Source organism: Pseudomonas tremae (assembly GCF_023278125.1).
GTDB lineage: Bacteria > Pseudomonadota > Gammaproteobacteria > Pseudomonadales > Pseudomonadaceae > Aquipseudomonas > Aquipseudomonas tremae.
The window spans coordinates 303,675-329,000 of the sequence record NZ_CP066270.1; the positions used below are offsets into that span (position 1 = coordinate 303,675).

Below are 25,326 nucleotides of genomic sequence, written 5' to 3' on the forward strand. Positions count from 1 at the left end.
ACGCGGAGCGTCCAGAACTGCATGCCCACACGGAACTCTGGAACGATAATAATTAGTCAGTAACCCTGCCCGCGATCAACCTCGCCCTGCATTGCCTCACCCCGCTCAAAGCGGCGGATGTTGTCGAGCAGACCGGGGAATGCGCTTTCCGGCTGGGTCATGGCCGCGACGTGCGGCGTCAGCAGGATCTTCGGGTGTTTCCAGAATGGATGATCGGCAGGCGCGGGTTCCTGTTGCAACACATCCAGCACCGCAGCGCTCAACTGGCCGCTGTCCAGCGCTTCAAGCAGATCAGCCTCTACCAGATGCCCGCCACGGCCCATGTTGATGAGGGCTGCACCTTTGGGCAAGTGATCGAATAACTGGCGATTGAGGATACCTTCGGTTTGCCCCGTCAGCGGTAACACGCAAAGCAGAATGTCGCACTGCCCGAGAAATGCCTCCAGCTGTACCTCACCCGCATAACACGTCACACCGTCAAGCTGATGTTCGCTGCGTGCCCAGCCTGACAGCTCGAAACCGAACGGCTTCAGGCTCGCCAGAATCTGTTGCGCCTGCAAACCTAGGCCCATGACGCCCACCCGACGCTTGTGCGCCGGTATCAGCGGGTGAGCTTTCCACACGCCTTCGATCTGCTGCTGCTGATAACGCAGCATCTCTCTGTGCAGGCTCAGCACCGCAAAAGAAGCGTACTCGCACATCCCGCGACTGATGCCTGGATCCAGCAGGCGAACCACCGGCAGGGCTTTCGGGATACGGCTCAGGTCCAGTTGATCCACTCCGGCCGAGAGAGCAAACAGCACTTTCAGGTTGGGCAGCAGCTCCTGCAGGTCATCAGGCGCCAGCCAGGCGCCCAAGTAGTGGATGTCGGCCGGGTCGCCGATTTCTGGCCACACCCGCCATTCGATGTCCGGCGCGTGCTCGGCAAACAGGACACGCCAGCGTTCGGCGCGTGCGGGATCAGCTTTGTAGAGCAGGGCGGGCATGGGCATTTCCTGAGCATGAAAGTGGAGCCCCATCATGCAGCAAGTCGGGAGCAGGATCTGTCGAAACGGCCGTTTCCAGCGCCTCGCCACGCCTGAAAAGCAGCGCTGCCCGGCAGATTGCATGGTGCTTGCGGGGCATGAAGGAATCTGCCGTTTGCAAGGCGAAAAACAGTCGATATGGACTTCTGAGGGGCGAAGTTCGGCGTAGATCATTTCGCTGAACGCTTAACCTGAACACCATCGCAGCCACCCCCGCCGGCTGCCTGGCCCATGATAGGTAAAACCATGAACAGCAAAGTCGACGACACCCCTCATCTGATCCGCCAGCGCGACCAGTTTGTGCCGCGTGGCATTGTCACGGCCCACCCGCTGGTCATCGACCGCGCCCAGGGTTCTGAATTGTGGGACGTCGATGGCAAGCGCTACCTGGATTTCGTCGGCGGTATCGGCGTATTGAACATCGGCCACAACCACCCGAATGTGGTCAAGGCGATTCAGGCACAGCTGACCAAAGTCACCCACGCCTGCTTTCAGGTAGCCTCCTACCAGCCATACATCGACCTGGCTAAACGCTTGAGCTTGTTGATCGCAGGCCAGAGCGGCATCGATCACAAGGCAGTGTTTTTCACCTCCGGCGCCGAAGCTGTGGAAAATGCGGTGAAAATTGCCCGCGCCCACACCAATCGTCCGGCGATCATCTCGTTCCGGGGCGGCTTTCATGGCCGCACGCTGCTCGGCACCACGCTGACCGGCATGAGTCAGCCGTACAAGCAGAACTTCGGCCCGATGGCGCCTGAAGTGTTCCACACCCCGTACCCGAACGAGTACCGTGGCGTGACCACCGAAGTGGCACTGGCGGCATTGCATGAGCTGTTGGCTACCCAAGTAGCCCCGGATCGAGTGGCAGCCATTCTGATCGAACCCATGCAGGGCGATGGTGGCTTCCTGGCCGCGCCGGTCGAGTTCCTCAAGGCATTGCGTGCCCTGACCGAGAAACACGGCATCGTGCTGATTCTCGATGAAATCCAGACCGGTTTCGGTCGTACCGGCAAGTGGTTCGGCTTCGAACATTCGGGCATCCAGCCAGATCTGGTCACCGTTGCCAAAAGCCTCGCTGGCGGTATGCCGCTGTCAGGCGTTGTCGGACGCGCTGAAATCATGGATGCACCGCTTCCGGGCGGCCTGGGTGGCACTTACGGCGGTAATGCTCTGTCGTGCGCCGCCGCGCTGGCGGTCATCGATACGTACGAGCAGGAAAACCTGCTGGCGCGTGGCAAGCTACTGGGCGATCGCCTGCGTGCCGGTCTGCTAGCGCTCAAAGAGCGTTACAGCTTCATCGGCGACGTGCGCGGCACTGGCTTCATGCTCGCTATGGAAATGGTCAAGGACGATGCCGCGCGCAGTCCGGACGCCGATCTCAACCAGAAAATCATCGATCAGGCGCGCATTGGCGGTTTGCTGGTGATCAAGTGCGGTGTGTACCGCAACGTGCTGCGTTTCCTGGCACCGCTGGTGACCACCGAGCAGCAGATTGATGAAGCGCTGACCATCCTCGATGCCGCCTTGGCACGAGTATTGAAGTCCAGCTGAGCGTGAGCGTGGTCGCAGCTGTTGCGAGACGCTGCGACCACCAGCGCTGGGGATCATTGTTGAATGGAGACGTTGCCTGCCATGGGGCTTATTGATTACCGCGCATTACTGATCGATTGTGATGAGGTTCTGGTGGACCGCGACTCAGGCGTCTGGTCGGCCTTGCAGCCGTTACTGGATAACGGTCTGAGTACACCCGGCAAAGACCAGATACTCACTGAATTCAATGATGTCATCCGCACGTTGTACCCGCGCTTTGATGAATTGGGCTTCAGCGGGCTGCTGTGCTTTGCGCATCGACAGCTAGCTGAACGACTGGGGATCAAGGCGAGCTGGGAGGAAGGCATGAGTTTCGCCCGCTCAGTGTCGAACTGGACGCTGTTCGAGGATGCACCGGGCGCGATGCTCTACCTGCGCAAGTTCTACCGGCTGTTGGTTTACGCCGACCGTGATCTGCAGGATCGCGGCATCCTGTGCGAGCGATTGGGGCTCGAGCCTGACAGCCTGCTGTCGTTGACCACGCACCCGCTGGATGACACACGCTGGCTTGCCAAAATGGATCTGGACACCCGCGACACCCTGCTAGTATCCCGTCCACCGGCCTCTGCGCCGGGCCTGGGCGGGTTGTGCCTGATCCGCCGCAGCCGCGAAGAGCACAGTCAGCCTTGCGCCGCAGATATCTGCATCAACAGCATGGCGGACCTCGTTGCTCAGCATCAGCTGTCTTTACGGCGCTGATTTTGCTAGAAGGTAGGCACCGTAATGGCAATACATGAGGTAGGTGATGGAAGGCTTGGTCAAACTGGATCGGATTGATATCAATATCCTGGTAGAACTCCAGAAAGACGGGCGCATGACCAACGTCAGCCTGGCCGATGCAGTAGGGCTTTCCGCGAGCCCTTGCCTGCAACGCGTCAAACGACTTGAGTCGGCGGGTTACATCTCCAGTTACAAGGCGCACCTCAATCTCGCGAAAATCACCGAATCGGTTACCGTGTTCACGGAAATCTCCCTCAGCGACCACAAGCGCGAAGACTTCGCCAAGTTCGAAGCCAACATCCGCCATGTGGACGAAGTGCTCGAGTGCCATTTGATCAGTGGCGGCTACGATTACCTCGTGCGCTTCATGACCCGCAGCATTCAGCACTACCAGGAAGTGATTGAAGAACTGCTGGACAAGAACATCGGCATTTCCAAGTACTTCAGCTACATCGTCATCAAATCCCCGGTCATGAAAGACGGCGTGCCGTTGCGCAAATTGTTGCGGCATTGAAGCGGCTAAAAAAGAGCGCCGGCTTGCTGTGACGTTTGATTGTGTAGAGACACAGGTCACATCCAGACCGCATCTCATAATGGATAATCTCCAATCTTCCTCACCAGCCCGGCGCGTAGCGGGTTAGCGACGACATAGCGAGCCAGGCCGACCATGTCTTGCTCGTTGCGTACGGCATGATCGTGGTACCCGGACTGCCATAGAGTTTCGGGGTGGTCTCTGACTTTTCCGATGGCTATCGAGCTGCGAGCTGCGAGCTTTGAGCTGTCGCATCAGCATGGGCAGATCATTCTGTCTTAGCTCAAAAAGCCAATGAACGTGGTCGGGCATCACGACCCAGGCAAGCGACTTGACCAGTTCCTGCTCTTCGCAACGCCTCAGTTCTTTCACCAGCAAGCGTCCGAGGCGGAAGTCGGCAAACACAGGTTCGCGCCCCTTCGTGACTGACGTCACCATATAAATCTGGCCTATTACGGAGCATAGGCCCGTGCGCAAACGGCGTGACGCAGAGTAAGCATGCATTCCATGACCTCAAAGGCTATCTGAAGGGGAACGTTAGCGCTTGGAGCGGCGAAGCAGCGGAGGAATGCTTTACGGCATATTAATTCGGCGGTTGATAGCCAGTCTTCGCGGACAAGCGAAGCGTCGCCCGGTCCACTCCCACAGGGATCTCCCATAAGGATTCCAGAACACAGTTGCCTGAGCTCAGGCAAACACCAACCCCGACGAGCGCAGCAGTTCCTGTGTGTAGGCTTGCTGCGGCGCGGCGAAGATGTCGCGGGATGGGCCTTGTTCGACTACCTTGCCGTCCTTGATCACGATCAGGTCATGGGCCAGCGCGTGAACCACTGCCAGGTCGTGGCTGATGAACAGGTAGGTCAGGCCATGGCGGATTTGCAGATCGCGCAACAGCGCAACGATCTGCTTCTGCACGGTACGGTCGAGGGCTGAAGTCGGCTCGTCCAGCAGAATCAGGTCCGGTTCAAGTACCAGCGCCCGTGCGATGGAAATGCGCTGGCGTTGACCACCGGAAAACTCATGCGGGTAGCGATGCCTTGTCGCCGGGTCTAGCCCCACTTCCTGCAATACCCGGATCACCGTCTGCTCACGCTCTTTCGAAGTGCCGATTTTATGCGTCACCAGCCCTTCGGCGATGATCTGCTCTACGGTCATGCGCGGGCTGAGGCTGCCAAACGGGTCCTGAAACACCACCTGCAATTGCCGACGCAACGGGCGCATCAAGTGCTGGCTGTGCAGGCTCAGTTCCTTGGTGCCGAAACGGATGCTGCCCTCTGAATCCACCAGCCGCAAAATTGCCTGGCCCAACGTCGACTTGCCCGAGCCTGATTCACCGACGATGCCCAGCGTCTTGCCCTTGAGCAGCTCGAAACTCACGCCGTCCACTGCCTTCACATAATGCGGCTCGCGCTTGAACCAGGCTTTGCCCAGCGGAAACCAGACCTTCAGGTCCTGCACCGACAGCAACGTGTTGCTGTGCGTGGACGGCACCGGTTCGCCATCCGGTTCAGCGTTGATCAGCAGACGGCTGTAAGGGTGCTGCGGGCAGTCAAAAAGCGTCTGGCAATCGGCTTGCTCGACAATTTCACCCTCACGCATCACACAGACCCGCTGAGCAATGCGCCGCACCAGATTGAGGTCGTGACTGATCAGCAGCAGTGACATGTTCAGTCGCTGCTGCAACGATTTGAGCAGCTCGAGAATCTTCACCTGTACGGTCACGTCCAGCGCCGTGGTCGGCTCGTCGGCGATCAGCAAGTCGGGCTCGTTGGCCAGCGCCATGGCGATCATGATGCGCTGACGCTGCCCGCCCGATAGCTGGTGCGGATAGGCCTTGAGCCGCGACAGCGGATCGCGAATGCCGACCAGCTCCAGCAGCTCCAGGGTCCGGCTCAGTGCGGCCTTGCCCTTCAGGCCCTTGTGCGTGACGAGGATTTCGCCAATTTGCTTTTCGACCGTGTGCAGCGGGTTCAGCGAGCTCATGGGCTCCTGAAAAATCATCGCCACCCGGTTGCCGCGCAGGCTGCGCAATTGCTTGTCGCTGGCCGTGACCAGATCCAGGCCGTCATAGCGAATCGAACCCTGTGTACTGACGTTTTTCGGTGGCAGCAAGCGCAGAATCGAATGCGCGGTGACTGACTTGCCGGAGCCGGACTCGCCCACCAGCGCTAGGCATTCGCCACGGCGGATATCGAGGCTGATGCCATGCACCACTTCGTGGCCGTTGAAGGCGACCCGCAGGTCGCGAATTTCAATCAGGTTGTCTTGCATGTCAGCTCCGAGGATCAAACGCATCGCGGCAGGCTTCGCCGATGAACACCAGCAACGAAAGGATCAAGGCCAGCACCACAAACGCCGTCAGGCCAAGCCAGGGCGCTTGCAGATTGCGCTTGGCCTCTCCAATCAGCTCGCCCAGCGAAGCACTGCCCGCCGGCATGCCGAAACCGAGAAAATCCAGCGCAGTGAGGGTGGCGATGGCGCCGGTGATGATGAACGGCAGGTAGGTCGGGGTGCTGGTCATCGCGTTGGGCAGGATGTGCCGCCACATCAGCGCGGCATCGGTCAGGCCCAGTGCGCGGGCGGCTTTGACGTACTCCAGATTGCGCCCGCGCAGGAACTCGGCACGCACCACGTCCACCAGCGACAGCCAGGAAAACAGCGCCATGATGCCCAGCAACCACCAGAAACTCGGTGATACAAAGCCGGACAAAATGATCAGCAGGTACAGCACCGGCAAACCCGACCATATCTCTTGAATACGCTGGCCGATAAGGTCGGTCATGCCGCCGTAATACCCCTGAATCGCCCCGGCACATATCCCTATCACCGTGCTGATTAACGTCAACAACAGCGCGAACAGAATGGAGATTCGCGCGCCGAACAGCACTCGTGCCAACACGTCACGCGCCTGCTCGTCGGTGCCCAGCCAGTTGATGTGGTCAGGCGGGCTGGGCGACGGCGCGTCCAGATCGTAGTTGATGGTGTCGTAGCTGAACGGGATCGGCGCAAACAGCATCCAGCCGTTTTTCGCGGCGATCAGCTTGCGCACGTAGTCGCTGGCATAGTCCGGTTCGAAGAGCAGTTCGCCGCCGAAATCGGTTTCCATGTAGGTGTGCAACACCGGGTAATACATCTGCCCGTCGTAGCTGATCAGTAACGGTTTGTCGTTGGCGATGAGCTCGCCGCACAGGCACACCAGCATCAGCCCGATGAAGATCCACAGCGACCACCAGCCACGCCGGTTGGCCTTGAACAGGTCGAGGCGCCGCCGGGTCTGGGGAGAGAATTCGAACATCAGGCGCTCCTCGCGGAAAAGTCGATGCGCGGGTCGACCAGCGTGTAGCACAGGTCACCGATCAGTTTGATCAGCAGGCCGAACAGCGTGAACAGGAACAGCGTGCCGAACACAATCGGGTAATCGCGCGAAACCGCTGCCTCGTAACTCATTCGCCCCAAACCGTCGAGGCCAAAGATGGTTTCGATCAGCAGCGAGCCAGCGAAAAACACCTCGATCAATGCCTGCGGAATGCCGGCGATGACCAGCAGCATGGCGTTGCGAAACACATGGCCGTACAGCACGCGATGCTCGGTCAGGCCCTTGGCCCGCGCCGTGACCACGTACTGGCGGCTGATCTCGTTGAGGAAGCTGTTCTTGGTGAGGATGGTCAGCGTGGCGAACCCGCCGATCACCAGCGAACTGACCGGCAGCACCAGGTGCCACAGATAGTCTTTCACCTTGCCCCAGGTGCTCAGGCTGTCGAAGTTGTCCGAGAACAGCCCTTGCGCCGGAAACCAGCTCAGATAGCTGCCGCCGGCAAATACCACGATCAGCAGAATGGCGAACAGAAACGCTGGCGTCGCATAGCCGATGATCACCAGCGTGCTGCTCCACACATCGAACGCACTGCCATGCCGCACCGCTTTGCGAATGCCCAGCGGGATCGAAATCAGGTAGGTGATCAGCGTCGCCCAGAGCCCGAGAGACAGCGACACCGGCAGTTTCTGTGCAATCAGTTCGGTGACCGACGCACCCCTGAAGAAGCTGGTGCCGAAATCCAGTTGCGCGTAGTTCTTGAGCATCAGCCAGAGTCGTTCGTGCATTGGCTTGTCGAAACCGTAGTGCTCCTTGATCTGCTCGATCAGCGCCGGGTCAAGCCCTCGTGTGCTACGGCTGGCGGTGCCGCTGGCAGCCACTTCACCACCACCGCCACCGACCCCGTTGGGGCTGAAACCCTGAATGCGGGCGATGGCCTGCTCGACCGGGCCGCCGGGCGCGGCTTGCACGATCAGGAAGTTGACGATCAGGATTGCCAGCAGCGTGGGGATGATCAGCAGCAAGCGTCGAATCACGTAAGCCAGCATCTCAATGCTCCTTCGCAGCGGTGGTCTTGCCGTTTAGTGCCGCGGCCTGAGCGTTGGTCAGCGGCGTCGGGCTTATCTGCCACCAGGTTTCCAGCCCCACGTCGTAGATCGGCGCCACCGCAGGCATGCCAAAACGGTTGGCGAACACCAGCGGCGTGCCTTTGGAATAGTAATTGGGAATCATGTAGTAGCCCCATTGCAGGACCCGATCCAGCGCCCGCGCATACAGCACCATGTCATTGCGAGTGTTGGCGCTCACCAGCCCGTCGATCAACGTGTCTACCGCAGGGTTGCGTAGCACCATTGCATTGGAGCTGCCCACTTCTGTGGCGCTTTGCGAGCCGTACAGGTTGTACAGCTCGCGCCCTGGAGAAATGATGGGGTTGCCGTTTTTCGGCAGTGTGACCACGATCATGTCGTAGTCCCTTGCGTTGAGCCGGTTGATGTACTGCGCCGAATCGATACGCAGAAAATCCAGGGTGATACCGATCTGCGCCAGGGTGCGTTTGAACGGCAGAATCAGTCGGTCGAAACCGCCCTGACCGTCGAGAAAACTGAACACCATCGGCTCGCCCGCAGCGTTGACCAGCTTGTTGTCTTTCGGGTGCCAGCCAGCCTCTGCCAGCAGCTTCAGGGCCTGCAATTGTTTGTCACGAATGTAACCGCTGCCGTCGGTTTTTGGTGGTTGATAGACCGTGGTGAATACTTCGTCCGGCACCTGAGCGCGCAATGGTTCTAGAATCTTCAGCTCGGCGGGTGTCGGCAGTTCGGTGGCGGCCATGTCGCTTTTCGGAAAGTAGCTCTGCTCGCGCACGTAGAAATTGCGCATGACCCGGCGATTGATCCAGTCGAAATCCCACAGCAGCGACAGCGCTTCACGCACGCGGCGATCCTTGAAGATCGGGTTGTCCAGATTGAACACAAAGCCCTGCGCGGCGACCGGGCGCTGCTGGGCGAAGATGCGTTTCTGCAAGCGTCCGTCGTCTATCGCCGGGCCGCTGTAGCCGACCACGAAGCCGGAAGAAGAGAACTCGCGGTTGTAGTCGAAGGTTCCTGCCTGCAGCAGTTGGCGGGCTATCTCGGTGTCGCCGTAGTAGTTCACGCTGAGGCTGTCGAAGTTATACAGCCCACGGCTGACCGGCAGGTCCTTGCCCCACCAGTCCTTGACCCGTTCGAAGGTGACGCTGCGCCCGGCGTCGACCTTGGAGACTCGGTAAGGGCCATTGCCCAGCGGCGGCTCGAAACCGCCACCGTTGGCAAAGTCGCGGTTCTTCCACCAGTGCTCCGGCAGGATGTGCAGGCTGGCAATGTCCAGCGCCAGCATGCGGTTGAGGTTGTTCTTGAAGTCGAAGCGAATCTGTAGCGGCCCCTCGATGGTCACCTCTTTGACGTCGGCGAACATGGGGCGATAGCTGAAGCTGGCCTTGGTGGTCATCAGCTCGAAGGTGTAGCGCACGTCTTGTGCAGTGACGGGTTTGCCGTCCTCGAAGCGCGCGTTGGGGTTGAGGAAAAAGCGAATCCACAGACCGTCGGGATCCATCTCCATTTTTTCGGCAATCAGCCCATACACGGTGTACGGCTCATCCAGCGAGCGGTAGGCCAATGGCGAGTAGACCCAGCTGTCGACCTCCCTCACGTTGATGCCCTGATCGACGTAAGGGTTGAGGTAGTTGAACTGGCCGATTTCTTCCGCTGAGCGTGTCAGCGAGCCGCCTTTGGGGGCGTTCGGGTTGACGTAGTCGAAGTGCTGGAAGCCAGCCGGGTATTTCGGAGCTTCGCCATAGACCGTCAAGGCATGGGTCGGCGCCGCCTGCGCGACTGGCCAGCAACTCAATAGCGTGACACCCAGAATCAGGCGCCGCAGAAAACGGGAATGACGCAGCATGATGGGGCTTTCCTCGTGCGCACTGAATGACGATGAGCCGCGAAAAAGCCCCCGGCCGGGGAAGGTGGATGAAGCCTGGGCCGGAGGGGGCGAGCTCGCAATCAGACGTGGCCCACGGAGCGTGTATGGGCCACCTCGTTACACTCAGAAGTGGTAAGTCGCGCGTGCGAACAGGGTGCGGCCCAGCGGGTCGGCGTAGCGAGGGTCATAGCCGGACTGGAAGTTGTAGGCCTGGTTGGAGAACGGCGGGTTGCGGTCGAACATGTTGCGTACCCCTGCATCGATATCCAGCACCTTGTCGAAGGTATGACCCACCGACATGTCCCACAGCGCATACGACGCGACGCGGGCGTTGGTGGTGCGGTCATAGTCGTTGTAGCCGCTGGTGAAGCGGTTGGTGAGGGATGCACGGGTGTCACCCAGCGACCAGGTGCCGGTCAGTACGTGTTTCCAGCGCGCGATCACGCCATCTCCCTGGAAGTCGCCTACCTTGTCGGTGTAAGGGCCGTCGATGATGTTCTGGAAGTCATAACGGGTGACGTAAGTACCAGTCATGCCCAGACCGAACTGACCGTACGGCGTGTTCGGAAAGCGATAGTCTAGGGTCACGTCGATACCGCTGGTCTTGACGATGCCCAGGTTGGCGTTGCCGGTGACGATGTTGGCAATCGAACCGTCGGCGGCGCGTACGTAGCGGTCAGCGTAGGTGTTCGGGTCATCGAAAACGGTCGACTCAGGGAACGACTGAATCTGGTTGGAGATATGAATCCACCAGAAGTCCAGGCCCATCGACAGGTTGTTGACCGGCTGATAGACGAAGCCCAGCGTCATGTTGCGAGCTTTTTCCGGGGCCAGCTCAGTGTTGCCACCGCTGTTGTTGAGGAACTGTTGCGCGCAATCGCGTCCGGCGTTGCCACCCGGTTGCACAGTGCCACCGGCACAGAGTACCGGATCGTTGTAGTAGCCTTGGGTGTAGCTCAGGCTGCGCGGTGCATAGAGCTCATACAGTGACGGCGCGCGGAAGCCTTCGCTGTAGGCACCACGGACCACCAGTTGCTTGAACGGCTGGTAGCGGAACGAGTATTTGGGGTTGGTGGTGCTGCCGAAGTCACTGTATTTGTCGTGACGAACAGCGGCGGTCAGCTCCAGGCTGTCCAGTACCGGTACGTTAAGTTCGGCGTATTCGGCTTTGACACTGCGGTCGCCTTCTACGCTGCCGGCTGCATCCAGCCCCAGGCTGCTGATGTCGTTGACGAAGGGGTCGAAGTCCTGGTGCATCTTCTCCTTGCGGTATTCGCCGCCCAGCGCCAGGCCGGACGGGCCCGCGCCGAACCAGTCGCCGATTTCCCGGCTGATGCGTGCATCCAGCCCGGCCACCCGGCCTACGGCGCTGGAGTACTGACCGTGGTATTCGCTGGCATCGATCAGCGCCTGGCCTTGCGCCGTTTGCGGGCCGAACGGGTTGAGCACGCCATTGGCAAGGCCGTTCAGCATCGCCGAGTCGCTGACATAACCACTGGTAACCGATGAAAGTACCTTGTTCTGGTTGTACGAAGCGCCGACGTTATAGTCCCAGCCGCCCACCAGCCCGTCGAAATTCAGCAGAAAGCGCTGGCTGGTGTTCTGATCGTTGCCGCCACGCGGGCCTGCTGCGGTTTCGCGCCAGGCGGTGTTGACCGGTAGCGTCGGGTCGATGGTGAAATCGGTAGGTGCCGGGGTAATGCCGTTGCCAGGGTAGAAGGGTGACGACGCGTCCAGCGAAAGACCTGTGAGCGGCGCAGGGCCAATGCCGGTGTGGTTATTGTTGCGTGCCCAGAAATATTCGAGGCTGACGTTGTGATCGTCGGCCAGCTTGCCGGTGGCCTTGCCGAAGAATGAGGTCTTCTCGGTCTGCGGGATCAAGTCGATGTATTCGCGGGTGCTGAACCGGCAGATACCGTTGCTGGCGATCAGATTGGGGCCGCTGCAGTTTCTGCCCAGCGGGTTGCCGGAGTTGTCGCCCTGATAATAGTTGGCCGGGTAGGCGGTCCCGGAAGTCTGATTGAGCCCGCGTCCTGGCTGGTAATCCCGCGTGAACGAGCGGTCGTTGGCGTCCAGGTTCTGTTGCTTGTTGTAGTTGACCACGCCCATGACGTTGAAGCGGTCTTCTTCCAGATCACCGAAGCCCCAGCTGGCGCTCATGTCCTTGCTGGCACCGCCACCACTGGCAGTCGGCGTCTCGCCACCCAGCGTCAGGGTGCCGTCAGTCAGCGACTTTTTAGTGATGAAGTTGATCACACCGCCGATGGCGTCGGTGCCGTACAGCGCCGAGGCACCGTCACGCAGCACTTCGACGCGGTCGATGGCGGCGAACGGGATCATGTTCAGGTCGATGGCGCTGCCATTGGGTGTGCCCACACCGGAAATCGCATTGTTGGCCAGGCGACGGCCGTTGAGCAGCACCAGCGTCTTGTTCGCGCCAATGCCACGCATGTCGGCGAAGGAGGCACCACCGGTGCTGGCGCCAACCGAGCCGGCGCTGTTCTGGATCGACTGGCTGCCGGTGATGCGCTGGACCATTTCCTGAGTGGTGGTCACGCCCTGTTTCTTCAGGTCGTCGGCACGCAGGATGGTGATCGGCACAGCCGTTTCGGCATCGACCCGACGGATCGCCGAACCAGTCACTTCGACACGTTGCAATTGGGTCGTGGCAGGCACAACCGCTGCACTGGTGGACACCGCCGAAGCGCCTGTGTCCGCATCGACGGCTTCAGCCGCCTGGGCACCGCTCATGCCCATCGCCAATGCACAGAGCAAGGCACGTGGATGACGTCGGACCGCGAGGGCCAGTGGTTTGAGGGTGCAACCGGGAAGATTCATCAGCATGGTTAGTTCCGACTTGATCCAGACATTTATTGAAATGGCCTTGTGAGCCCTCTGTTCCCGACGCGGTTGTGCCGAGCGGGTATTCCACTTCTTTTTTCCAGCAAGCCGCTCCCCTCCAGGGGCTTTTCAGCCCACGGACGACCGCATTCACGGGAGTCGGGTCAGACGGCTGCGCGCGGCGAAACCGTCAAATCACTCAAGGGTTATTTCGCCGTCATGACGGAGATCTTCGTAATGCCGGAGCGTTCGATGGACGCCATCGCCTTGGCCACCTGGCCGTAATTCACGGCAGTGTCGGCCTGCAGCTGAACGCGGATTTCCGGGTCCTTTGCCTTTTCGTCCTGCAGGCTTTTTTCCAGCAGCTCCGGGGCGATTTCCGATTTGGCGAGGTAGAACTTGCCGTCCTGATCGACGCTGACCACCACCGGGTTTTTCTTCTCGGCGGGGGCGACTGCGTCGGTCTTGGGCAAGTTGACCTTGATCGCGTTGGTCATCAGCGGCGTGGTGACGATGAACACCACCAGCAGCACGAGCATCACGTCGACCAGCGGCGTGACGTTCATTTCGCTGAGTACTTCATCGCTGTCCTGAGTGGAGAAAGACATTAGCTGGCCTCCCGAACGGCATGGCCATTCTTGCTGGCGATGGGCTGGCGCGTGACAGCAAAGGCGCTGCGCTGGGCGAGGGCGTCGAAGTCGTGGGCGAAGTCATCCATGTCGGCCACGGCGAGCTTGAGGCGGCGCAGGAAGAAGTTGTAGATCAGCACTGCCGGCACGGCGACGGCGATACCCACGCCGGTGGCGACCAGCGCGTGACCGATAGGCCCGGCGACCGCTTCAAGGCTGGCCGAGCCGGTCACGCCGATGCTTTGCAGCGCTTCCATGATCCCCCAGACCGTACCGAACAGGCCGATGAAGGGCGCGGTGCTGCCGATACTGGCGAGAATCGCCTGGCCGCTTTCCAGCGCGCGACGCTCTTTTTGTATCTGCTGGCGCAGGTTGCGCTCCAGACGGTCCGAGCGGTTGATGGTGTGCGCCAATTGTTGCGTGGTGCGCGGCGACTCATCGACCGCCATAGCTTCAAAGCCACTGTTGGCGATACGCGCCAGCGCGCCAGGGTATTGCGCAGAATGCTCGGCAGCGGTGAGCAGGTCCGGTGCGCTCCAGAACGCTTTGGTGAACTGCTTGTTCTGCGACTTCTGCCGGACGTACTGCGCCGACTTGATCAGCAGCAATGCCCAACTCAATACGGAAAATACAATCAATGCCCAGAGCACGGCCGGGACGATCATGGAAGAGAGCGATGCGTTCATGGTTTAAACCTCACCAGCTTTGATAATTGAATGGTCGGTTGTCAGGTGCCGGGTCATTCCGGCAGCTTGAAGTCAATGGTCTGCGTCGCGACGCCTTCTATCGGCGTGTCCCCGCGCTTGGCCGGAATAAACTTCCAGTTGCGCACGGCCTCTACAGCCGCCTCGTCCAGTACCGGTTTGCCGCTGGATTTGGTCACCTCTACAGCGCCTGCGCGGCCGTTGGGCAGCACCTTGATGCGCAGCACCACACGACCCTCCCAACTGCGGCGCAAGGCCAGCCCCGGATACTCCGGTGGCGGATTGCCCAGGCTGGCGAGCCCGGAAACAGCAGCGCTCTCCTTGACCGGGGCGGGTGCTGCAGCGGGTGCCGGAGGCGCGGGCGCAGGGGTTGGCGGCGCAGGCGGACTTGGTGCAGCAGCAAGCGTCGGCGCGGGCGGTGTAGGCTTTTTCACCGGTTCAACTTTCTTCACCGGCTTGGGCTTCTCGACCTTTGGCTTCTCCACCGGTTTGGGGGGCGGCTCGACCGCGTCCGGGTCCTCGACCGGTTGTTCCGGTTCGGGTGGCGGCGGCGGGGGAGGTGGCGGAGGTGGTGGCTCGGGCGGCGGCGGTTCCGGCGCGGGCGGTGTCGGGCTGGTCAGTTCGATAGTCATTTCCGGAACTTGCGGCGCAACTTCCGGCACGGCTGGCTGGGCAGTTTGCATGGTCCACCAGATCACCCCGTGAATAAGTACTGACGCAGCAATCAATACCATTACTTGCGGCCTGTTAAAGCCGCCCGGGCGTGACGTATTGGCGTTGAAAGGGATGCCCTGCCACGCCGTCGAAGTATCATCGGGCGAGGGGGAAGGGACCGCTTTCATTATTACCGCATCATTCATTAACGCTCCCTCGGGTAGTTGAAGGGCAATAAAAAGCCGTTCGAATATTCCATGAATATTCGAGTGTGGTTATCCGCACGTTAATCAGGTGCATGACACCGCTGAACCTGCACACGGTGCAGGTTCACAGAGGGTGGCGCGTTCTAAACTATGGCGTTCCCATTGCTGATCCTTGTTTTCTTATCGTCATGTACGCGCACGTACAGTCGTGTTCCTGAGTGGATGCATTGCAACCGTTGTGCCAGAAGGCTCATGGGCTGCACGTTGATTACGCTTGCGCGTCGCATTCCTGCAACTATTTATCGAATACGGCGCCACGATCACTAAATACTGACTTTGAGGCTGATCCTTTAACTAAATCCTGGGGTGAAACCAGCCCCTCTGACTGTTCAGACGAATTGGAAAAGCATGACCTGCGGGTCACTTTTCGGTATGCACCAATAAAGGATGCACGTGTTCAGGTTGGTGCGTTAGTTGGTTGTTTGTTCTGGGCGGTCCCCTCGGGTGTCGGCGATCGATAAAGTTCTGGAATAAATAGCCACGTAAATAAGATGGCCAACAGGGACGAGTCCCGATAAAAAGTGTTCGACAATTTTTGCTGGTTAGTTGCGGAAACTGTCAGTCAGACAGGCACTACACTTTTAGTGCGCGCACAGTTACCCGCAGCCCTGATCAATCAATCAGAACGTCCTAAGGCAGGCGCGAATTCGCTTACGTAAAAAAGTGTCGGGTGTTCAATAAAAGACCGACGGGTACGGCAAAAGATGAAACCGGTGGGCGCGGCTGGTCGACGTCAAACACTAGCGCGAGGGCTGGTCGTCGGTGCGGCACGGGTCTTGAACGGTACTCATTTGTCACAGCTAGATTCCTTTCCTGGCGAGGCACGAGACTTTTGATCTGTTGCCTGCACTGTTAATGGACGCGTCGGCATCCGAAAACTGCACGTTGGTGCGTGTAAGCACCCCTTTGAATGCAGTGAGCACCATTGGTTGATGGCACGACAGTTCCACTTGAAAGAACTGTGCCAATTTGTGTCTTTTTGTATCTGGAGAGGTACATTTTCATGAAAAGCGCGCGGCAGGCTGCCAGCCAGGCAGCCTTTGCGGGCTTCAGACAGGAGGAAATGCGAGGGGGGGAGCCACTACGGGATGAGCGGCTCGAAGCGTAGTGCTCTGACTACCAGAACGTAGCAGGTGCGCTGAGCGCCTTGCTGAAAACCTCGATGGCGCGCTCTACATCTGCCTGCGTGGTGTAACGGCCAAGGCTGACGCGAACGCTGGCCAAGGCTTTCGCTGAATCCATACCCAGCGCAAGCAGCACATGCGAGGGCGCGTTGCTGGCCGAGTTACATGCCGACGTCGAGGACAGCGCCAGGCTGTGTGACAACTGCGAGCTGCTGAAACCACTGCGGGTGATGCACAGGTTCAGGGTGTGCGGAATGCGTTGTTCCGGACAGCCATTGAGTTGCACATCCGGTAAGGCCAACAACCCTTCACGCAGGTGATGACTCAGTTCCTCGATACGACGATTCTCGGCATCGGCCTGACTGATCGCCAGCGCAAACGCTGTGCCCATGCCGACGATCTGATGCGTTGCCAGCGTGCCTGACCTAAAGCCCCCCTCGTGCCCGCCACCGTGTATCTGCGCCTGAAGCAGCGAATGCGCGCGCGGTCCTACATACAGAGCGCCGATACCTTTGGGGCCATAGGCCTTGTGCGCAGAAAATGACATCAGGTCCACGTCGAGCCTAGACAGATCGACCTTCACCTTGCCCACTGCCTGCGCAGCGTCCACATGAAATAGCGCCCCGTGTTCACGCACGATAGCGCCAATGCTGGCGATATCGGTCAGTGTGCCCAACTCGTTGTTCACCAGCATCAACGAGACCAGCAGTGTGTCTTCGCGCAGGGCAGCCTGTACGGCGTGAGGCTGGATCAGGCCTTTGGCGTCCGGTTTCAACCAAGTGACAGGAAACCCCTGACGCTCCAGCGTGCTGACTGTGTCTAGCACCGCCTTGTGTTCCAGAACGCTGGTGATGATGTGCCGACGCTGCGCTGTACTGTCGTGAGCAATGCCCTTGATCGCCAGGTTGTTCGACTCGGTGGCACCGGATGTCCAGACCACGGTATCCGCTGGTGCGCCCACCGCGTCAGCCACCTGGCGGCGCGCCTGCTCGACCGCCTGACGCGCAACCTGACCGTAGCCATGCCCGCTGGACGCCGGATTACCGAAATGACCTTCGCGGCCCATGCAGGCAACCATGGCTTCGATAACCTGTTCATCGACAGGCGTGGTAGCGGCGTAATCCAGGTAGAGCGCAGAGGTGGTCATGGGCAATTCACTTTGTAATCGAGTCAGAGTCAAGGGCCAGCCTCGCAAGGCTGATGGCATAAAAGGTTACTGATCCCGAGGCGAAAATTTTTTGATATTTCCCTGAATGTCGGCAGCGGATGTGAAAAATTATTCGCTTATGGTTAGATTAATGCGATTAAAAATTCTATGATCACTGACATGCAGTAATCTCGTTCCTCACGCTCCATTGCCCGGCGTTATACGCAAGTCATGAAAAGCCCGCAAATAGGGCTGATACCCCAGCTTCTTGTGGAGTACATGTCCCTGTGGGAGTGAGCTTGCTCACGAGGCTGAGCGCATGGCGTGAGGAACGATCAGTATCAGTACCGACTTGAATCAGGAATCACTTATGGACAAGTTTGACCGGGCAATCCTCGACATCCTGCAAACCGACTGCACGCGCTCGGTCGCAGACATTGCCGAGCGCATCGGCCTTGGCAGCACGGCGTGCTGGCGACGCATCCAGAAGCTGGAAGAGGCCGGCATCATCGACCGCCGCGTCGCCCTGCTCAATCCGCACCGACTGAATGTGTCAGTCAGCGTCTTCGCCGCGATTCGCACCAACCAGCACAACGCTGCATGGCTAGAACAGTTCCACGCCGCCGTGGGTGACCTGCCTGAAGTGGTCGAGTGCTATCGCATGGCGGGTGACACCGATTACATGTTGCGCATCGTAGTCGCCGATATCGCGGGTTACGACGCTATCTATAAACAGCTGATCAGCATTCCCGGTATCAGCGACGTGAGCTCCAGTTTTGCAATGGAACAGATAAAGTTCACCACCGGCCTGCCACTGCAATATGCATCGTTTAGCGGATGAACGACGCCACGCTCGTCAATTGAATCGAACCCTTAGCCTCCTGCTGCGTCCACTTTCTTTGGCAAACCAAAAGGTGGCTGACATGACGACCGATCCGATACTCACAAACAGCGTCCCGAAAGAAGACCCTGCCAGCGCCATACTGGGCCAGTACGACCGCGAAGCCGATCCTGTTCTCGCCATGAATGCGAACACGCCAGGTGTCGGTTCGGCACAGGGTGACGAAGTGAAGAAGCGCACCGAGCACGAAGAGGCTTATGAGGATGATGAGCCGGAAGTGTATTCGGACGATCCGGATATTGTGGCGGATGAGGGCGGCGGCGTTTCGCCTGGTTAACAGCCAAGCGTTTCCTGCTCTACTCCTGACGCATTATGTGCTCGAGAACATCCGGCGGTGCCTTGCCATCTTCAAGGCCCGCCGCTGCCCGATCTATTCATCACTACAAATATCTCCGCGCGGTTCTGGCTTTGCTCTTATTCCATTTTTCGGCGTGGATTTCAGTGCTTTAGTTATATAAACGTTGATTTATCAAGAAAGATTTAGTCCCGCCGATAGGTTTAAGGACTCTCGAAAACCAGAGCGTGGTGACTGTTTTTCAAGGCTCTAAGTTTTCAAGGCTCGTCGTCTGGGCGCGAGTGTTTACCCGCTCACCGCTGCTTTCGTGGATCGAAATCAGATTTAAACGGTGACGCAGGAATTGCACGACTATTCTTTCAGCCTGTGGGGCGAATCATGAAAGGGCGAGGCAAAAAAGCAGCCTCGTAGTGCTCGCCTCAAGCCCTCAGGGTTTCTGAATGGCACTGACCATTTAACGATGATGGATAATCAATGAACCTGATAAATCGCACCAGTTTCGCTAGCAAACTCATGGCTTCGTTCATCGCCTGCGCCATCATCACGCTGATTGTGGGCGGTCTCGGCATGCTCGGGATCAACCGGCTGTCTTACGCGCTGCAGCAGACGTTCTCGAATAACCTGGTTTCGGTCGCCAGTACAAACGAGACCCTGACCGCGCTGACGACTCACAACCGGGGCCTTTATCGTTTGCTCGATGCCAAGGACAAGCCCACCGCAGAAAAGATGCGTAACAGCATCAATGGCGAAATGGAACGCGCTCAGAAAGTTTATGCGGTCTACCGGGCTACTCCGCTGGAAGATGATGAGCGTGTCGCTGGCGATCAATACGACGCCGTAATGCCGGGTTATATCGCTGCCGCCCAGAAAATCTTCGCACTGCAGGATGCAGGTAATCTGGAGGAGGCTCGCAGGCGACTGAACGAGCTGGCGGAAGGCGATTTCAACAAAGCCCGTGGCTATCTCCAGATAATGACGGACTCCAATAAACGTCAGATCAAAGAAGGCGCGGAGGAGGCTGACAAGCTGCAGAGTACTTCGGTCACGATGTTGTCGGTCGGGGTTGTCATCGCATTTCTGGTCGCAATCATGCTGGGCATCATGATCACCCGCATGATCACCCGACCACTGAAAACAGCGATCGAAGTTGCCCAGCGCATCGCCTCAGGTGATCTGACCCAATCAATTTCCAGTACGCGTGGCGACGAGGCAGGGCACTTGCTCAATGCGATCGGCACCATGCAAGGCAGCCTGAAACGAACGATTCAGGAGATTTCCAGCGCATCTGACCAACTCGCATCCGCTGCCGAAGAACTTGGTGCTGTGACGGAAGAAAGCACGCGCGGCCTCACACGGCAAAATGACGAGATTCAGCAAGCGGCTACGGCGGTCAACGAAATGACTGCCGCGGTAGAGGAAGTGGCCCGAAATGCGGTGTCCACGTCAGATGTCTCCAAAACGCTGGCCAGCGATGCCGTTGATGGGCGTGGGCAAGTGGATGACACGGTCAGGGGCATCGGCACGATGGTCAGCGAGATCACCGAGTCCACGGGTTCTGTCACGACGCTTGCCGGCCATGTGCGGGATATCAGCAAGGTCCTTGAGGTTATCCGCAGCATCGCGGAACAGACCAACCTGCTTGCACTCAACGCTGCTATCGAAGCGGCACGTGCCGGCGAACAAGGCCGAGGCTTTGCAGTCGTGGCCGATGAAGTCCGCGCGCTGGCTCACCGGACCCAGGCGTCGACGGTGGAAATCGAAGGCATGATCGGCACCGTGCAGTCCGGTGCCGACGGCGCGGTGGCTGCCATGAGCAAAAGCCTTGCGACCGCCACAAACACCCAACAGCTGGCGCAGCGCGCGGGTGCCGCACTGGAGAAAATCACCGGTGGGGTGGGGACGATCAACGAGCGCAACATGGTCATCGCTTCTGCGTCCGAAGAGCAGGCCCAGGTTGCACGCGAAGTGGATCGCAACCTGGTCAACATTCAAGAATTGAGTGCGCAGTCGGCAGCGGGTGCCAATCAGACCAGCGCATCCAGCCAGGAATTGTCGCGTCTGGCCACGTCGTTCAACACGCTGGTTGCACAATTCAAACTTTGATTCGCCGATAAAAAGTATTCCCCCGTTCGCAGCGGGGGAATACTTTCGGTTATCTAAGGCGCGGCAACAGTTGCAGCGTTTTTAGCTGACTTTGCCTTTCCCATATCAGGGACGAGAGGCAATCTCGTCCAGATGGTTCAGCAGGTCCAATGGGTCCTCGTAAACCCTCAGCGCGCCAGCCCGCTCAAGCTCGCCAATGTCATAGCCACCTGAAAGCAGGCCCACGCCAGTTGCCTTGCAGCGACGTGCCGCCAGCATGTCCCAGATGGCATCACCGATCACCAGACACTCGTCGATAGGCGCCTGTATTTTCTCCGCTGCCGCCAGAAACAGATCCGGGTCAGGCTTGCCGTAACTGACGTCATCACGATTAACGATGTTGATCTTATTGATGTCCAGTTTCAGCGCCTTCAAGTTGATCGTCGCCGTATCAAGCCCACCGCTCGTGGCGATGCACCACTTGAGGTTTTCCTTGTCGAGCGTCTCAAGCAACTCGATGGCGCCAGGCAGCGCAATGATCTGACCCTGAAGCCGCTCATACGCCCGAGCATGCTTTTCGCTGAGCCGTTCGGCCTGTTCTTCGCTGATGTTCAAACCAGTCTCACGTGACAACGACTTCAACATCAGCCCACCGCTCATGCCGATCTTGCGGTGAATACGCCACATCGCGAGCGGGATATTTTCTGCGTCCAGAGCTTCTTTCCAGGCGGCGACGTTCTGGTAGACGCTGTCAGTCAGCGTGCCGTCGAGGTCGAAGATGAAGGAGGTTTGGGGTCTCATAGGGTTACTCTTTTGAATTCGGATTGACCAACTGGCGAGGTCCGGAGCTTTGTGCTCGACACCTGTTTGGGGTGTCGGGAGTAAGGCGATCATCGCTGAAGCGACGGCTGTACCGGGGCTCCAGATAAGTCGTTGCCAATTGACGGGAAAGGGCTGATTTTTTGAGGTCAGATACTTTCTGAGTGCGTGGTGGGATGGCGGTTCGATCTTTCGGGCAGAGGGCAGCCTGGTAGCAGAAAAGCCTGATGATTCTCCAGCCGCGTTAACGCTGTAAGTAACTCTCCACCAGCGCCTGAATTCGCTCGGCGTCATCAGTGGCAACCGGGTTATAAACAATCATCGACAGATCGGGCCTGCCGTCCACTGCGAAGCTCGAATACTCCAGCTCAATCAGCCCATGATCCGGATGCCGCAGGCGTTTGGTGCCTTCGCCCTGTGAACGCACATCGTTGTCGCGCCATAACGTCGCGAAATCGACGCTTAGTGTGCAGAGCTCGTCAGCGAGTTCGTGAAGTTCCGACGCGGCCCCGGCACGTGTGGCGTCTGCTCTGAATGAGGCGACTATAAAGCGCGCGACGGCATACCAGTCATCCTGCTTGGCCCGCGTGGCGGAGTTGCAAAACATCAAACGCATGATGTTTCGCTGCTCTGGGGGCAGCAGGCTGTAGTCAGTAAACACGGCCGCCGCAGCGTTGTTCCAGGCTAGAACATCCCATGTGGCTGTCCTGATAAAAGCAGGGCTGAACGCGAGCGTATCCAGAATGCGTTGCAAGCGCGGCGACACACTTTCAGGCGCGCTGTAGAGAACTTCGGGCAGATGACCAAACGCAAGCATGAACAAGTGTTCCCGCTCGGGTTTGGTCATCAAGAGACTTTGCGCGATCCGTCCGAGGACTTGGGCAGACGGTGATCCACCACGCCCCTGTTCCAGCCATGCGTACCACGTCGCGCTGATATTGGCGCGTTGGGCAACTTCTTCCCGACGCAAGCCTGGCGTACGACGACGCGTTTGGGAAAGACCCAGACTCGCAGGGTCCAGACGAGCCCTACAGTCCTTCAAATACTTTCCCAGCGAGTTCGTCATGATGATCCTGTTGGTTTTTATACCCTGATAACGTCACGTCTTTTACCGGATAAACGTTACGCGCACTCTGGCGACTTAAGCAAAGAGAGATTTTAATATGCGCGTATTTATAACCGGCTCCACAGGCTTTATTGGCACTCAGGTCATCCGGGAACTGATCAACGCAGGCCACCAAGTAGTGGGGCTGACACGTTCAGAGGAGGGGGCTCGAGCTCTACTTGCCCTAGGAGCCGAATTCCATCGCGGAGATATCGAAGACCTGTCCAGCCTTCAACGTGGCGCAGAAAAGTGCGACGCGGTGATTCACACAGCCTTTGATCACAACTTCGCGCGCTTCGTCGTCAACTGCCAGAATGACGCTCGCGTTATCGACGCATTAGGTTCTGCGCTGGAAGGCTCGAATCGCCCTTTGGTTATCACCTCCAGCACGGCGATGGGCTCTTCATCACTAGGGCAGGCCGCAGATGAAGATCATTTCGATCCGATGCATTCCAACCCCCGGGTCGCGTCGGAACTCGCCGGGCAGGCGCTGCTGCAACGCGGCGTCAACGTAGTGGTCATGCGCCTCTCGCAGATTCACAACCCCGTCAAACAAGGCTTGGTCAGCGAAGTCATCAAGCACGCGCAGAAAAAAGGATGTTCGGCCTATATTGATCGGGGCCTGAATCAATGGTCCGCAGCGCCCCTTGAAGATACGGCGCGCCTCTACCGCCTCGCTCTGGAGAAGCATCGACCGGGGGCTCGTTATCATGCGACTGCCGAATCAGGCATCGCTTTTCGCCTGATTGCCGAGGCTATTGGAGAACGCCTCGGTCTGCCCACTTTGGCCGTGCCCGCCCATGAGGCTGCCGCGCACTTCGGCTGGCTGTCGACATTTGTGGGCAAGGACATGATCAGCCTGAGTCACAAGACACGCGAGCGCTTGGGATGGCAGCCCGATGGGCCAGGTTTGATTGAAGATTTGGAAAGTTGTTTGAAGGGTTAGTGGCCGCAGTCGGCATTACCACTCGGCAAAAAAACCGAATTGTTATTAACCTGCTCAGACTGATGATCGTAGGCACAACGATATTGGCGCGTTGCGCTCGCGATCCGGAAAGGCGTTCAGTGCAGGAACTGGCAGTAAGCGGCACAAAGAGCATGCTGCAAACTGACTCGGGTATGCAGAACATGCAGAACGTCCTGAAAAAGTACGCCAGCCTCGATGCCAAAGGCATAGAAAAGACCGTACTCGAAGAGGCTTGCTAGCAGCCGACCATCGCTGATGCAGACAAAGGCGTGTTGGGTGATATGAAGCGACAGTTCACCGAACGCTTTGGTATCGGGTGTCACCAGCCTTGAAACAATGGTGCAGAGCGCTGCCGAAACATTGCCCGCGACTGTCTATACGCCTGAGGGAAAAGGGCCGTTTCCGGTGGTGCCGTATTTTCATGGTGGAGGCTGGGTAATCGCTGGCCGCCATCTATACGACGGTGGTGCTCTCGGCGCCGCTGCGGTGATGGAGAAAGTTCAGGAGGCTCAGCAATATGCGGGTCAGCGCCTTAGAGCGAGTTTCGCTAATTAAGGATTGAGTGCAGGGACCCGGGTTCAGGTCGAGTTTTGATCTGTTTGCCGGGGTACTCGCGCAAATAGCCTAGTGTGAGCGAGGATGCGGTCAAACGACCACATCCTCAAACAGCATTTATTTAGGACTTGGGCCAAACCGATTAGGGCCTGGCTGACCTTCTTGAATCAGGAACACGAGGTTGGCGATCGGGACCAGCAACCACCAGCCACTGCGGTCGGTGTCGTGCAGCCTGCGAACACCCACTGCAACGCCCGGGACCAAGACGGCCAGGGAATACAGGTTAGTGAGTATGCCGCCATCGCCGAACAGTCCGCCGACAAAGCCGATGACCATCGAGATCAACACGTTGAACAGGAAAAACATCCAGTATTCTTTTCTGCGTGCCCGACCGGTAAATACGGCATATTTTTTCAGAACTTCGAAATACCAGTTTCCTGAAGGTGGGGTATCTGTATTTGTACCGGCAGGTGAAATGACCAGCTGCGGTGCTCCACAATGCGGGCACGTGTCAGCGTCGTCACTGATTTCTTTTGCACAACCACGACAAAATACCATCTCAATTCTTCCCTAAATCAGTTAGTAATTAATCCAATGAATATCAGTAGTGACACGGCGGATAGAACAGTCCCCGCAATCGCCAACCCGTTACCGGGTTTCTTTTTGTTGATGCTGATGACGCCCAGAACAAGCCCGGCTATTGAGAACATACCGAGCCCGACAATGGTGTCCAGGTCCCACTCGCCGTCGTCAAACAGGGCCAGCGTGCAGACGATGCTCAAGACCAGAGAGGTAATAGCCATCCACGGAGAGCCTGCGTCGCGCAGCTGTTTTGCGGGTATTGCGGAGATTTGACTGGCGCCACATTGTGGGCAACTGAGCGCCGTTTCATGTATTTCCTTTGCACAACCACGACAGAAGACCATCGCCATTATATTTCCCTATATCAAATAGCGTTCACGCCACGAGCAAGCGTTTAGACGCCGTGAAATTCTGGGGTAAAACGTTGGTGCTGCCAAGGGTTAGTTAATTAAATATAAGGTCGCATGATAGAAATTCAGCATATTTTCCGAACAGGCAGTCGGCTTGCCGTGTGTGCCAT

General features: G+C 58.3%; 21 protein-coding genes and 1 pseudogene. 7 read left to right on the plus strand and 15 right to left on the minus strand.

Features of this window, described 5'->3' with window-relative positions; all coding sequences use genetic code 11:
* Positions 1–56: 56 nt before the first annotated feature.
* The gene (locus I9H09_RS01290; protein ID WP_122324730.1) at positions 57–986 is read right to left on the minus strand and encodes a 2-hydroxyacid dehydrogenase; all 930 of its coding nucleotides are present in this window, start codon (positions 984–986) and stop codon (positions 57–59) included.
* Between the two features lie 285 nt (positions 987–1,271).
* Between I9H09_RS01290 and gabT the strand changes: the two genes are divergently transcribed.
* From gabT to I9H09_RS01305, 3 genes are all read left to right on the plus strand, one after another.
* Positions 1,272–2,576 (plus strand): 4-aminobutyrate--2-oxoglutarate transaminase, encoded by a 1,305-nt coding sequence (gene gabT / locus I9H09_RS01295; protein ID WP_005887847.1) that lies wholly within the window; start codon positions 1,272–1,274, stop codon positions 2,574–2,576.
* 81 nt (positions 2,577–2,657) lie between these two features.
* The gene (locus I9H09_RS01300; protein ID WP_005887848.1) at positions 2,658–3,314 is read left to right on the plus strand and encodes an HAD family hydrolase; all 657 of its coding nucleotides are present in this window, start codon (positions 2,658–2,660) and stop codon (positions 3,312–3,314) included.
* 46 nt (positions 3,315–3,360) lie between these two features.
* Positions 3,361–3,849, plus strand: coding sequence for an Lrp/AsnC family transcriptional regulator (locus I9H09_RS01305; protein ID WP_002555947.1), 489 nt, complete (start codon positions 3,361–3,363; stop codon positions 3,847–3,849).
* A 74-nt stretch (positions 3,850–3,923) separates the two neighbouring features.
* On the opposite strand, the pseudogene I9H09_RS01310 reads toward I9H09_RS01305, so the two are convergent.
* The 10 genes and pseudogenes from I9H09_RS01310 to I9H09_RS01355 all read right to left on the minus strand — a co-directional run bounded on the left by I9H09_RS01310 (position 3,924) and on the right by I9H09_RS01355 (position 17,500).
* A pseudogene (locus I9H09_RS01310) lies at positions 3,924–4,371 on the minus strand (REP-associated tyrosine transposase).
* 183 nt (positions 4,372–4,554) lie between these two features.
* Complete coding sequence (locus I9H09_RS01315) at positions 4,555–6,138, minus strand: ABC transporter ATP-binding protein (RefSeq protein ID WP_054997202.1); 1,584 nt, start codon at positions 6,136–6,138, stop codon at positions 4,555–4,557.
* A gap of 1 nt (position 6,139) precedes the next feature.
* Positions 6,140–7,162: an ABC transporter permease gene (locus tag I9H09_RS01320; protein ID WP_236502500.1), complete on the minus strand. Its 1,023-nt coding sequence runs from the start codon at positions 7,160–7,162 to the stop codon at positions 6,140–6,142.
* Positions 7,162–8,229 carry a microcin C ABC transporter permease YejB gene (locus I9H09_RS01325; protein WP_054997204.1) on the minus strand — a complete coding sequence of 356 codons (1,068 nt, stop codon included), beginning with the start codon at positions 8,227–8,229 and terminating at the stop codon, positions 7,162–7,164. The genes I9H09_RS01320 and I9H09_RS01325 overlap by 1 nt, the downstream gene beginning before the upstream one ends.
* 1 nt (position 8,230) lies before the next feature.
* Positions 8,231–10,114, minus strand: a complete 1,884-nt coding sequence (locus I9H09_RS01330; protein ID WP_054997205.1) for an extracellular solute-binding protein — start codon at positions 10,112–10,114, stop codon at positions 8,231–8,233.
* 144 nt (positions 10,115–10,258) lie between these two features.
* Entirely contained in the window at positions 10,259–12,979 is a 2,721-nt protein-coding gene (locus I9H09_RS01335) for a TonB-dependent receptor (protein ID WP_054997206.1), read from the minus strand.
* A gap of 203 nt (positions 12,980–13,182) precedes the next feature.
* Complete coding sequence (locus I9H09_RS01340) at positions 13,183–13,584, minus strand: ExbD/TolR family protein (protein WP_002555939.1); 402 nt, start codon at positions 13,582–13,584, stop codon at positions 13,183–13,185.
* A complete protein-coding gene (locus tag I9H09_RS01345; RefSeq protein WP_010220340.1) occupies positions 13,584–14,270 on the minus strand; it encodes a MotA/TolQ/ExbB proton channel family protein in 687 nt (228 codons plus the stop codon). Before I9H09_RS01345 ends, I9H09_RS01340 begins: the two co-directional genes overlap by 1 nt.
* A 74-nt stretch (positions 14,271–14,344) precedes the next feature.
* Positions 14,345–15,169 carry an energy transducer TonB gene (locus I9H09_RS01350; RefSeq protein ID WP_248972591.1) on the minus strand — a complete coding sequence of 275 codons (825 nt, stop codon included), beginning with the start codon at positions 15,167–15,169 and terminating at the stop codon, positions 14,345–14,347.
* Positions 15,170–16,345: 1,176 nt separating this feature from the next.
* Positions 16,346–17,500 carry a cysteine desulfurase family protein gene (locus I9H09_RS01355; protein WP_005887870.1) on the minus strand — a complete coding sequence of 385 codons (1,155 nt, stop codon included), beginning with the start codon at positions 17,498–17,500 and terminating at the stop codon, positions 16,346–16,348.
* A gap of 370 nt (positions 17,501–17,870) precedes the next feature.
* On the opposite strand from I9H09_RS01355, the gene I9H09_RS01360 reads away from it, so the two are divergent.
* From I9H09_RS01360 to I9H09_RS01370, 3 genes are all read left to right on the plus strand, one after another.
* The gene (locus tag I9H09_RS01360) at positions 17,871–18,341 is read left to right on the plus strand and encodes an Lrp/AsnC family transcriptional regulator (RefSeq protein ID WP_054997770.1); all 471 of its coding nucleotides are present in this window, start codon (positions 17,871–17,873) and stop codon (positions 18,339–18,341) included.
* Between the two features lie 82 nt (positions 18,342–18,423).
* Positions 18,424–18,678: a hypothetical protein gene (locus tag I9H09_RS01365; protein WP_122347784.1), complete on the plus strand. Its 255-nt coding sequence runs from the start codon at positions 18,424–18,426 to the stop codon at positions 18,676–18,678.
* A gap of 492 nt (positions 18,679–19,170) precedes the next feature.
* A complete protein-coding gene (locus I9H09_RS01370; protein WP_122312671.1) occupies positions 19,171–20,799 on the plus strand; it encodes a methyl-accepting chemotaxis protein in 1,629 nt (542 codons plus the stop codon).
* Positions 20,800–20,904: 105 nt separating this feature from the next.
* Here the strand turns inward: I9H09_RS01370 and I9H09_RS01375 are convergent, their stop codons facing one another.
* Complete coding sequence (locus tag I9H09_RS01375; protein ID WP_005887877.1) at positions 20,905–21,579, minus strand: HAD family hydrolase; 675 nt, start codon at positions 21,577–21,579, stop codon at positions 20,905–20,907.
* 262 nt (positions 21,580–21,841) lie between these two features.
* Positions 21,842–22,663 carry a helix-turn-helix transcriptional regulator gene (locus tag I9H09_RS01380; RefSeq protein WP_122347783.1) on the minus strand — a complete coding sequence of 274 codons (822 nt, stop codon included), beginning with the start codon at positions 22,661–22,663 and terminating at the stop codon, positions 21,842–21,844.
* Between the two features lie 97 nt (positions 22,664–22,760).
* Here I9H09_RS01380 and I9H09_RS01385 point away from each other — a divergent pair, with 97 nt between their 5' ends.
* Positions 22,761–23,648 carry an SDR family oxidoreductase gene (locus tag I9H09_RS01385; protein ID WP_005887881.1) on the plus strand — a complete coding sequence of 296 codons (888 nt, stop codon included), beginning with the start codon at positions 22,761–22,763 and terminating at the stop codon, positions 23,646–23,648.
* Between the two features lie 693 nt (positions 23,649–24,341).
* Here I9H09_RS01385 and I9H09_RS01390 read toward each other — a convergent pair.
* Both I9H09_RS01390 and I9H09_RS01395 read right to left on the minus strand, forming a co-directional pair.
* Positions 24,342–24,782, minus strand: coding sequence for a DUF805 domain-containing protein (locus I9H09_RS01390; protein ID WP_122347782.1), 441 nt, complete (start codon positions 24,780–24,782; stop codon positions 24,342–24,344).
* Positions 24,783–24,799: 17 nt separating this feature from the next.
* A complete protein-coding gene (locus I9H09_RS01395; RefSeq protein WP_024671412.1) occupies positions 24,800–25,156 on the minus strand; it encodes a DUF4190 domain-containing protein in 357 nt (118 codons plus the stop codon).
* Between the last annotated feature and the right edge of the window lie 170 nt (positions 25,157–25,326).

What these genes read in the sequence shown, in the direction of transcription:
- I9H09_RS01290 (WP_122324730.1), bottom strand. Translation starts at nt 986, where the DNA reads ATGCCCGCCCTGCTCTACAAAGCTGATCCCGCACGCGCCGAACGCTGG.
- I9H09_RS01360 (WP_054997770.1), top strand. Translation starts at nt 17,871, where the DNA reads ATGGACAAGTTTGACCGGGCAATCCTCGACATCCTGCAAACCGACTGC.
- I9H09_RS01395 (WP_024671412.1), bottom strand. Translation starts at nt 25,156, where the DNA reads ATGGCGATGGTCTTCTGTCGTGGTTGTGCAAAGGAAATACATGAAACG.
- I9H09_RS01380 (WP_122347783.1), bottom strand. Translation starts at nt 22,663, where the DNA reads ATGACGAACTCGCTGGGAAAGTATTTGAAGGACTGTAGGGCTCGTCTG.
- I9H09_RS01335 (WP_054997206.1), bottom strand. Translation starts at nt 12,979, where the DNA reads ATGCTGATGAATCTTCCCGGTTGCACCCTCAAACCACTGGCCCTCGCG.
- I9H09_RS01355 (WP_005887870.1), bottom strand. Translation starts at nt 17,500, where the DNA reads ATGACCACCTCTGCGCTCTACCTGGATTACGCCGCTACCACGCCTGTC.
- I9H09_RS01340 (WP_002555939.1), bottom strand. Translation starts at nt 13,584, where the DNA reads ATGTCTTTCTCCACTCAGGACAGCGATGAAGTACTCAGCGAAATGAAC.
- I9H09_RS01375 (WP_005887877.1), bottom strand. Translation starts at nt 21,579, where the DNA reads ATGAGACCCCAAACCTCCTTCATCTTCGACCTCGACGGCACGCTGACT.
- I9H09_RS01305 (WP_002555947.1), top strand. Translation starts at nt 3,361, where the DNA reads ATGGAAGGCTTGGTCAAACTGGATCGGATTGATATCAATATCCTGGTA.
- I9H09_RS01325 (WP_054997204.1), bottom strand. Translation starts at nt 8,229, where the DNA reads ATGCTGGCTTACGTGATTCGACGCTTGCTGCTGATCATCCCCACGCTG.
- I9H09_RS01345 (WP_010220340.1), bottom strand. Translation starts at nt 14,270, where the DNA reads ATGATCGTCCCGGCCGTGCTCTGGGCATTGATTGTATTTTCCGTATTG.
- I9H09_RS01385 (WP_005887881.1), top strand. Translation starts at nt 22,761, where the DNA reads ATGCGCGTATTTATAACCGGCTCCACAGGCTTTATTGGCACTCAGGTC.
- gabT (WP_005887847.1), top strand. Translation starts at nt 1,272, where the DNA reads ATGAACAGCAAAGTCGACGACACCCCTCATCTGATCCGCCAGCGCGAC.
- I9H09_RS01365 (WP_122347784.1), top strand. Translation starts at nt 18,424, where the DNA reads ATGACGACCGATCCGATACTCACAAACAGCGTCCCGAAAGAAGACCCT.
- I9H09_RS01390 (WP_122347782.1), bottom strand. Translation starts at nt 24,782, where the DNA reads ATGGTATTTTGTCGTGGTTGTGCAAAAGAAATCAGTGACGACGCTGAC.
- I9H09_RS01315 (WP_054997202.1), bottom strand. Translation starts at nt 6,138, where the DNA reads ATGCAAGACAACCTGATTGAAATTCGCGACCTGCGGGTCGCCTTCAAC.
- I9H09_RS01350 (WP_248972591.1), bottom strand. Translation starts at nt 15,169, where the DNA reads ATGAATGATGCGGTAATAATGAAAGCGGTCCCTTCCCCCTCGCCCGAT.
- I9H09_RS01300 (WP_005887848.1), top strand. Translation starts at nt 2,658, where the DNA reads ATGGGGCTTATTGATTACCGCGCATTACTGATCGATTGTGATGAGGTT.
- I9H09_RS01330 (WP_054997205.1), bottom strand. Translation starts at nt 10,114, where the DNA reads ATGCTGCGTCATTCCCGTTTTCTGCGGCGCCTGATTCTGGGTGTCACG.
- I9H09_RS01370 (WP_122312671.1), top strand. Translation starts at nt 19,171, where the DNA reads ATGAACCTGATAAATCGCACCAGTTTCGCTAGCAAACTCATGGCTTCG.
- I9H09_RS01320 (WP_236502500.1), bottom strand. Translation starts at nt 7,162, where the DNA reads ATGTTCGAATTCTCTCCCCAGACCCGGCGGCGCCTCGACCTGTTCAAG.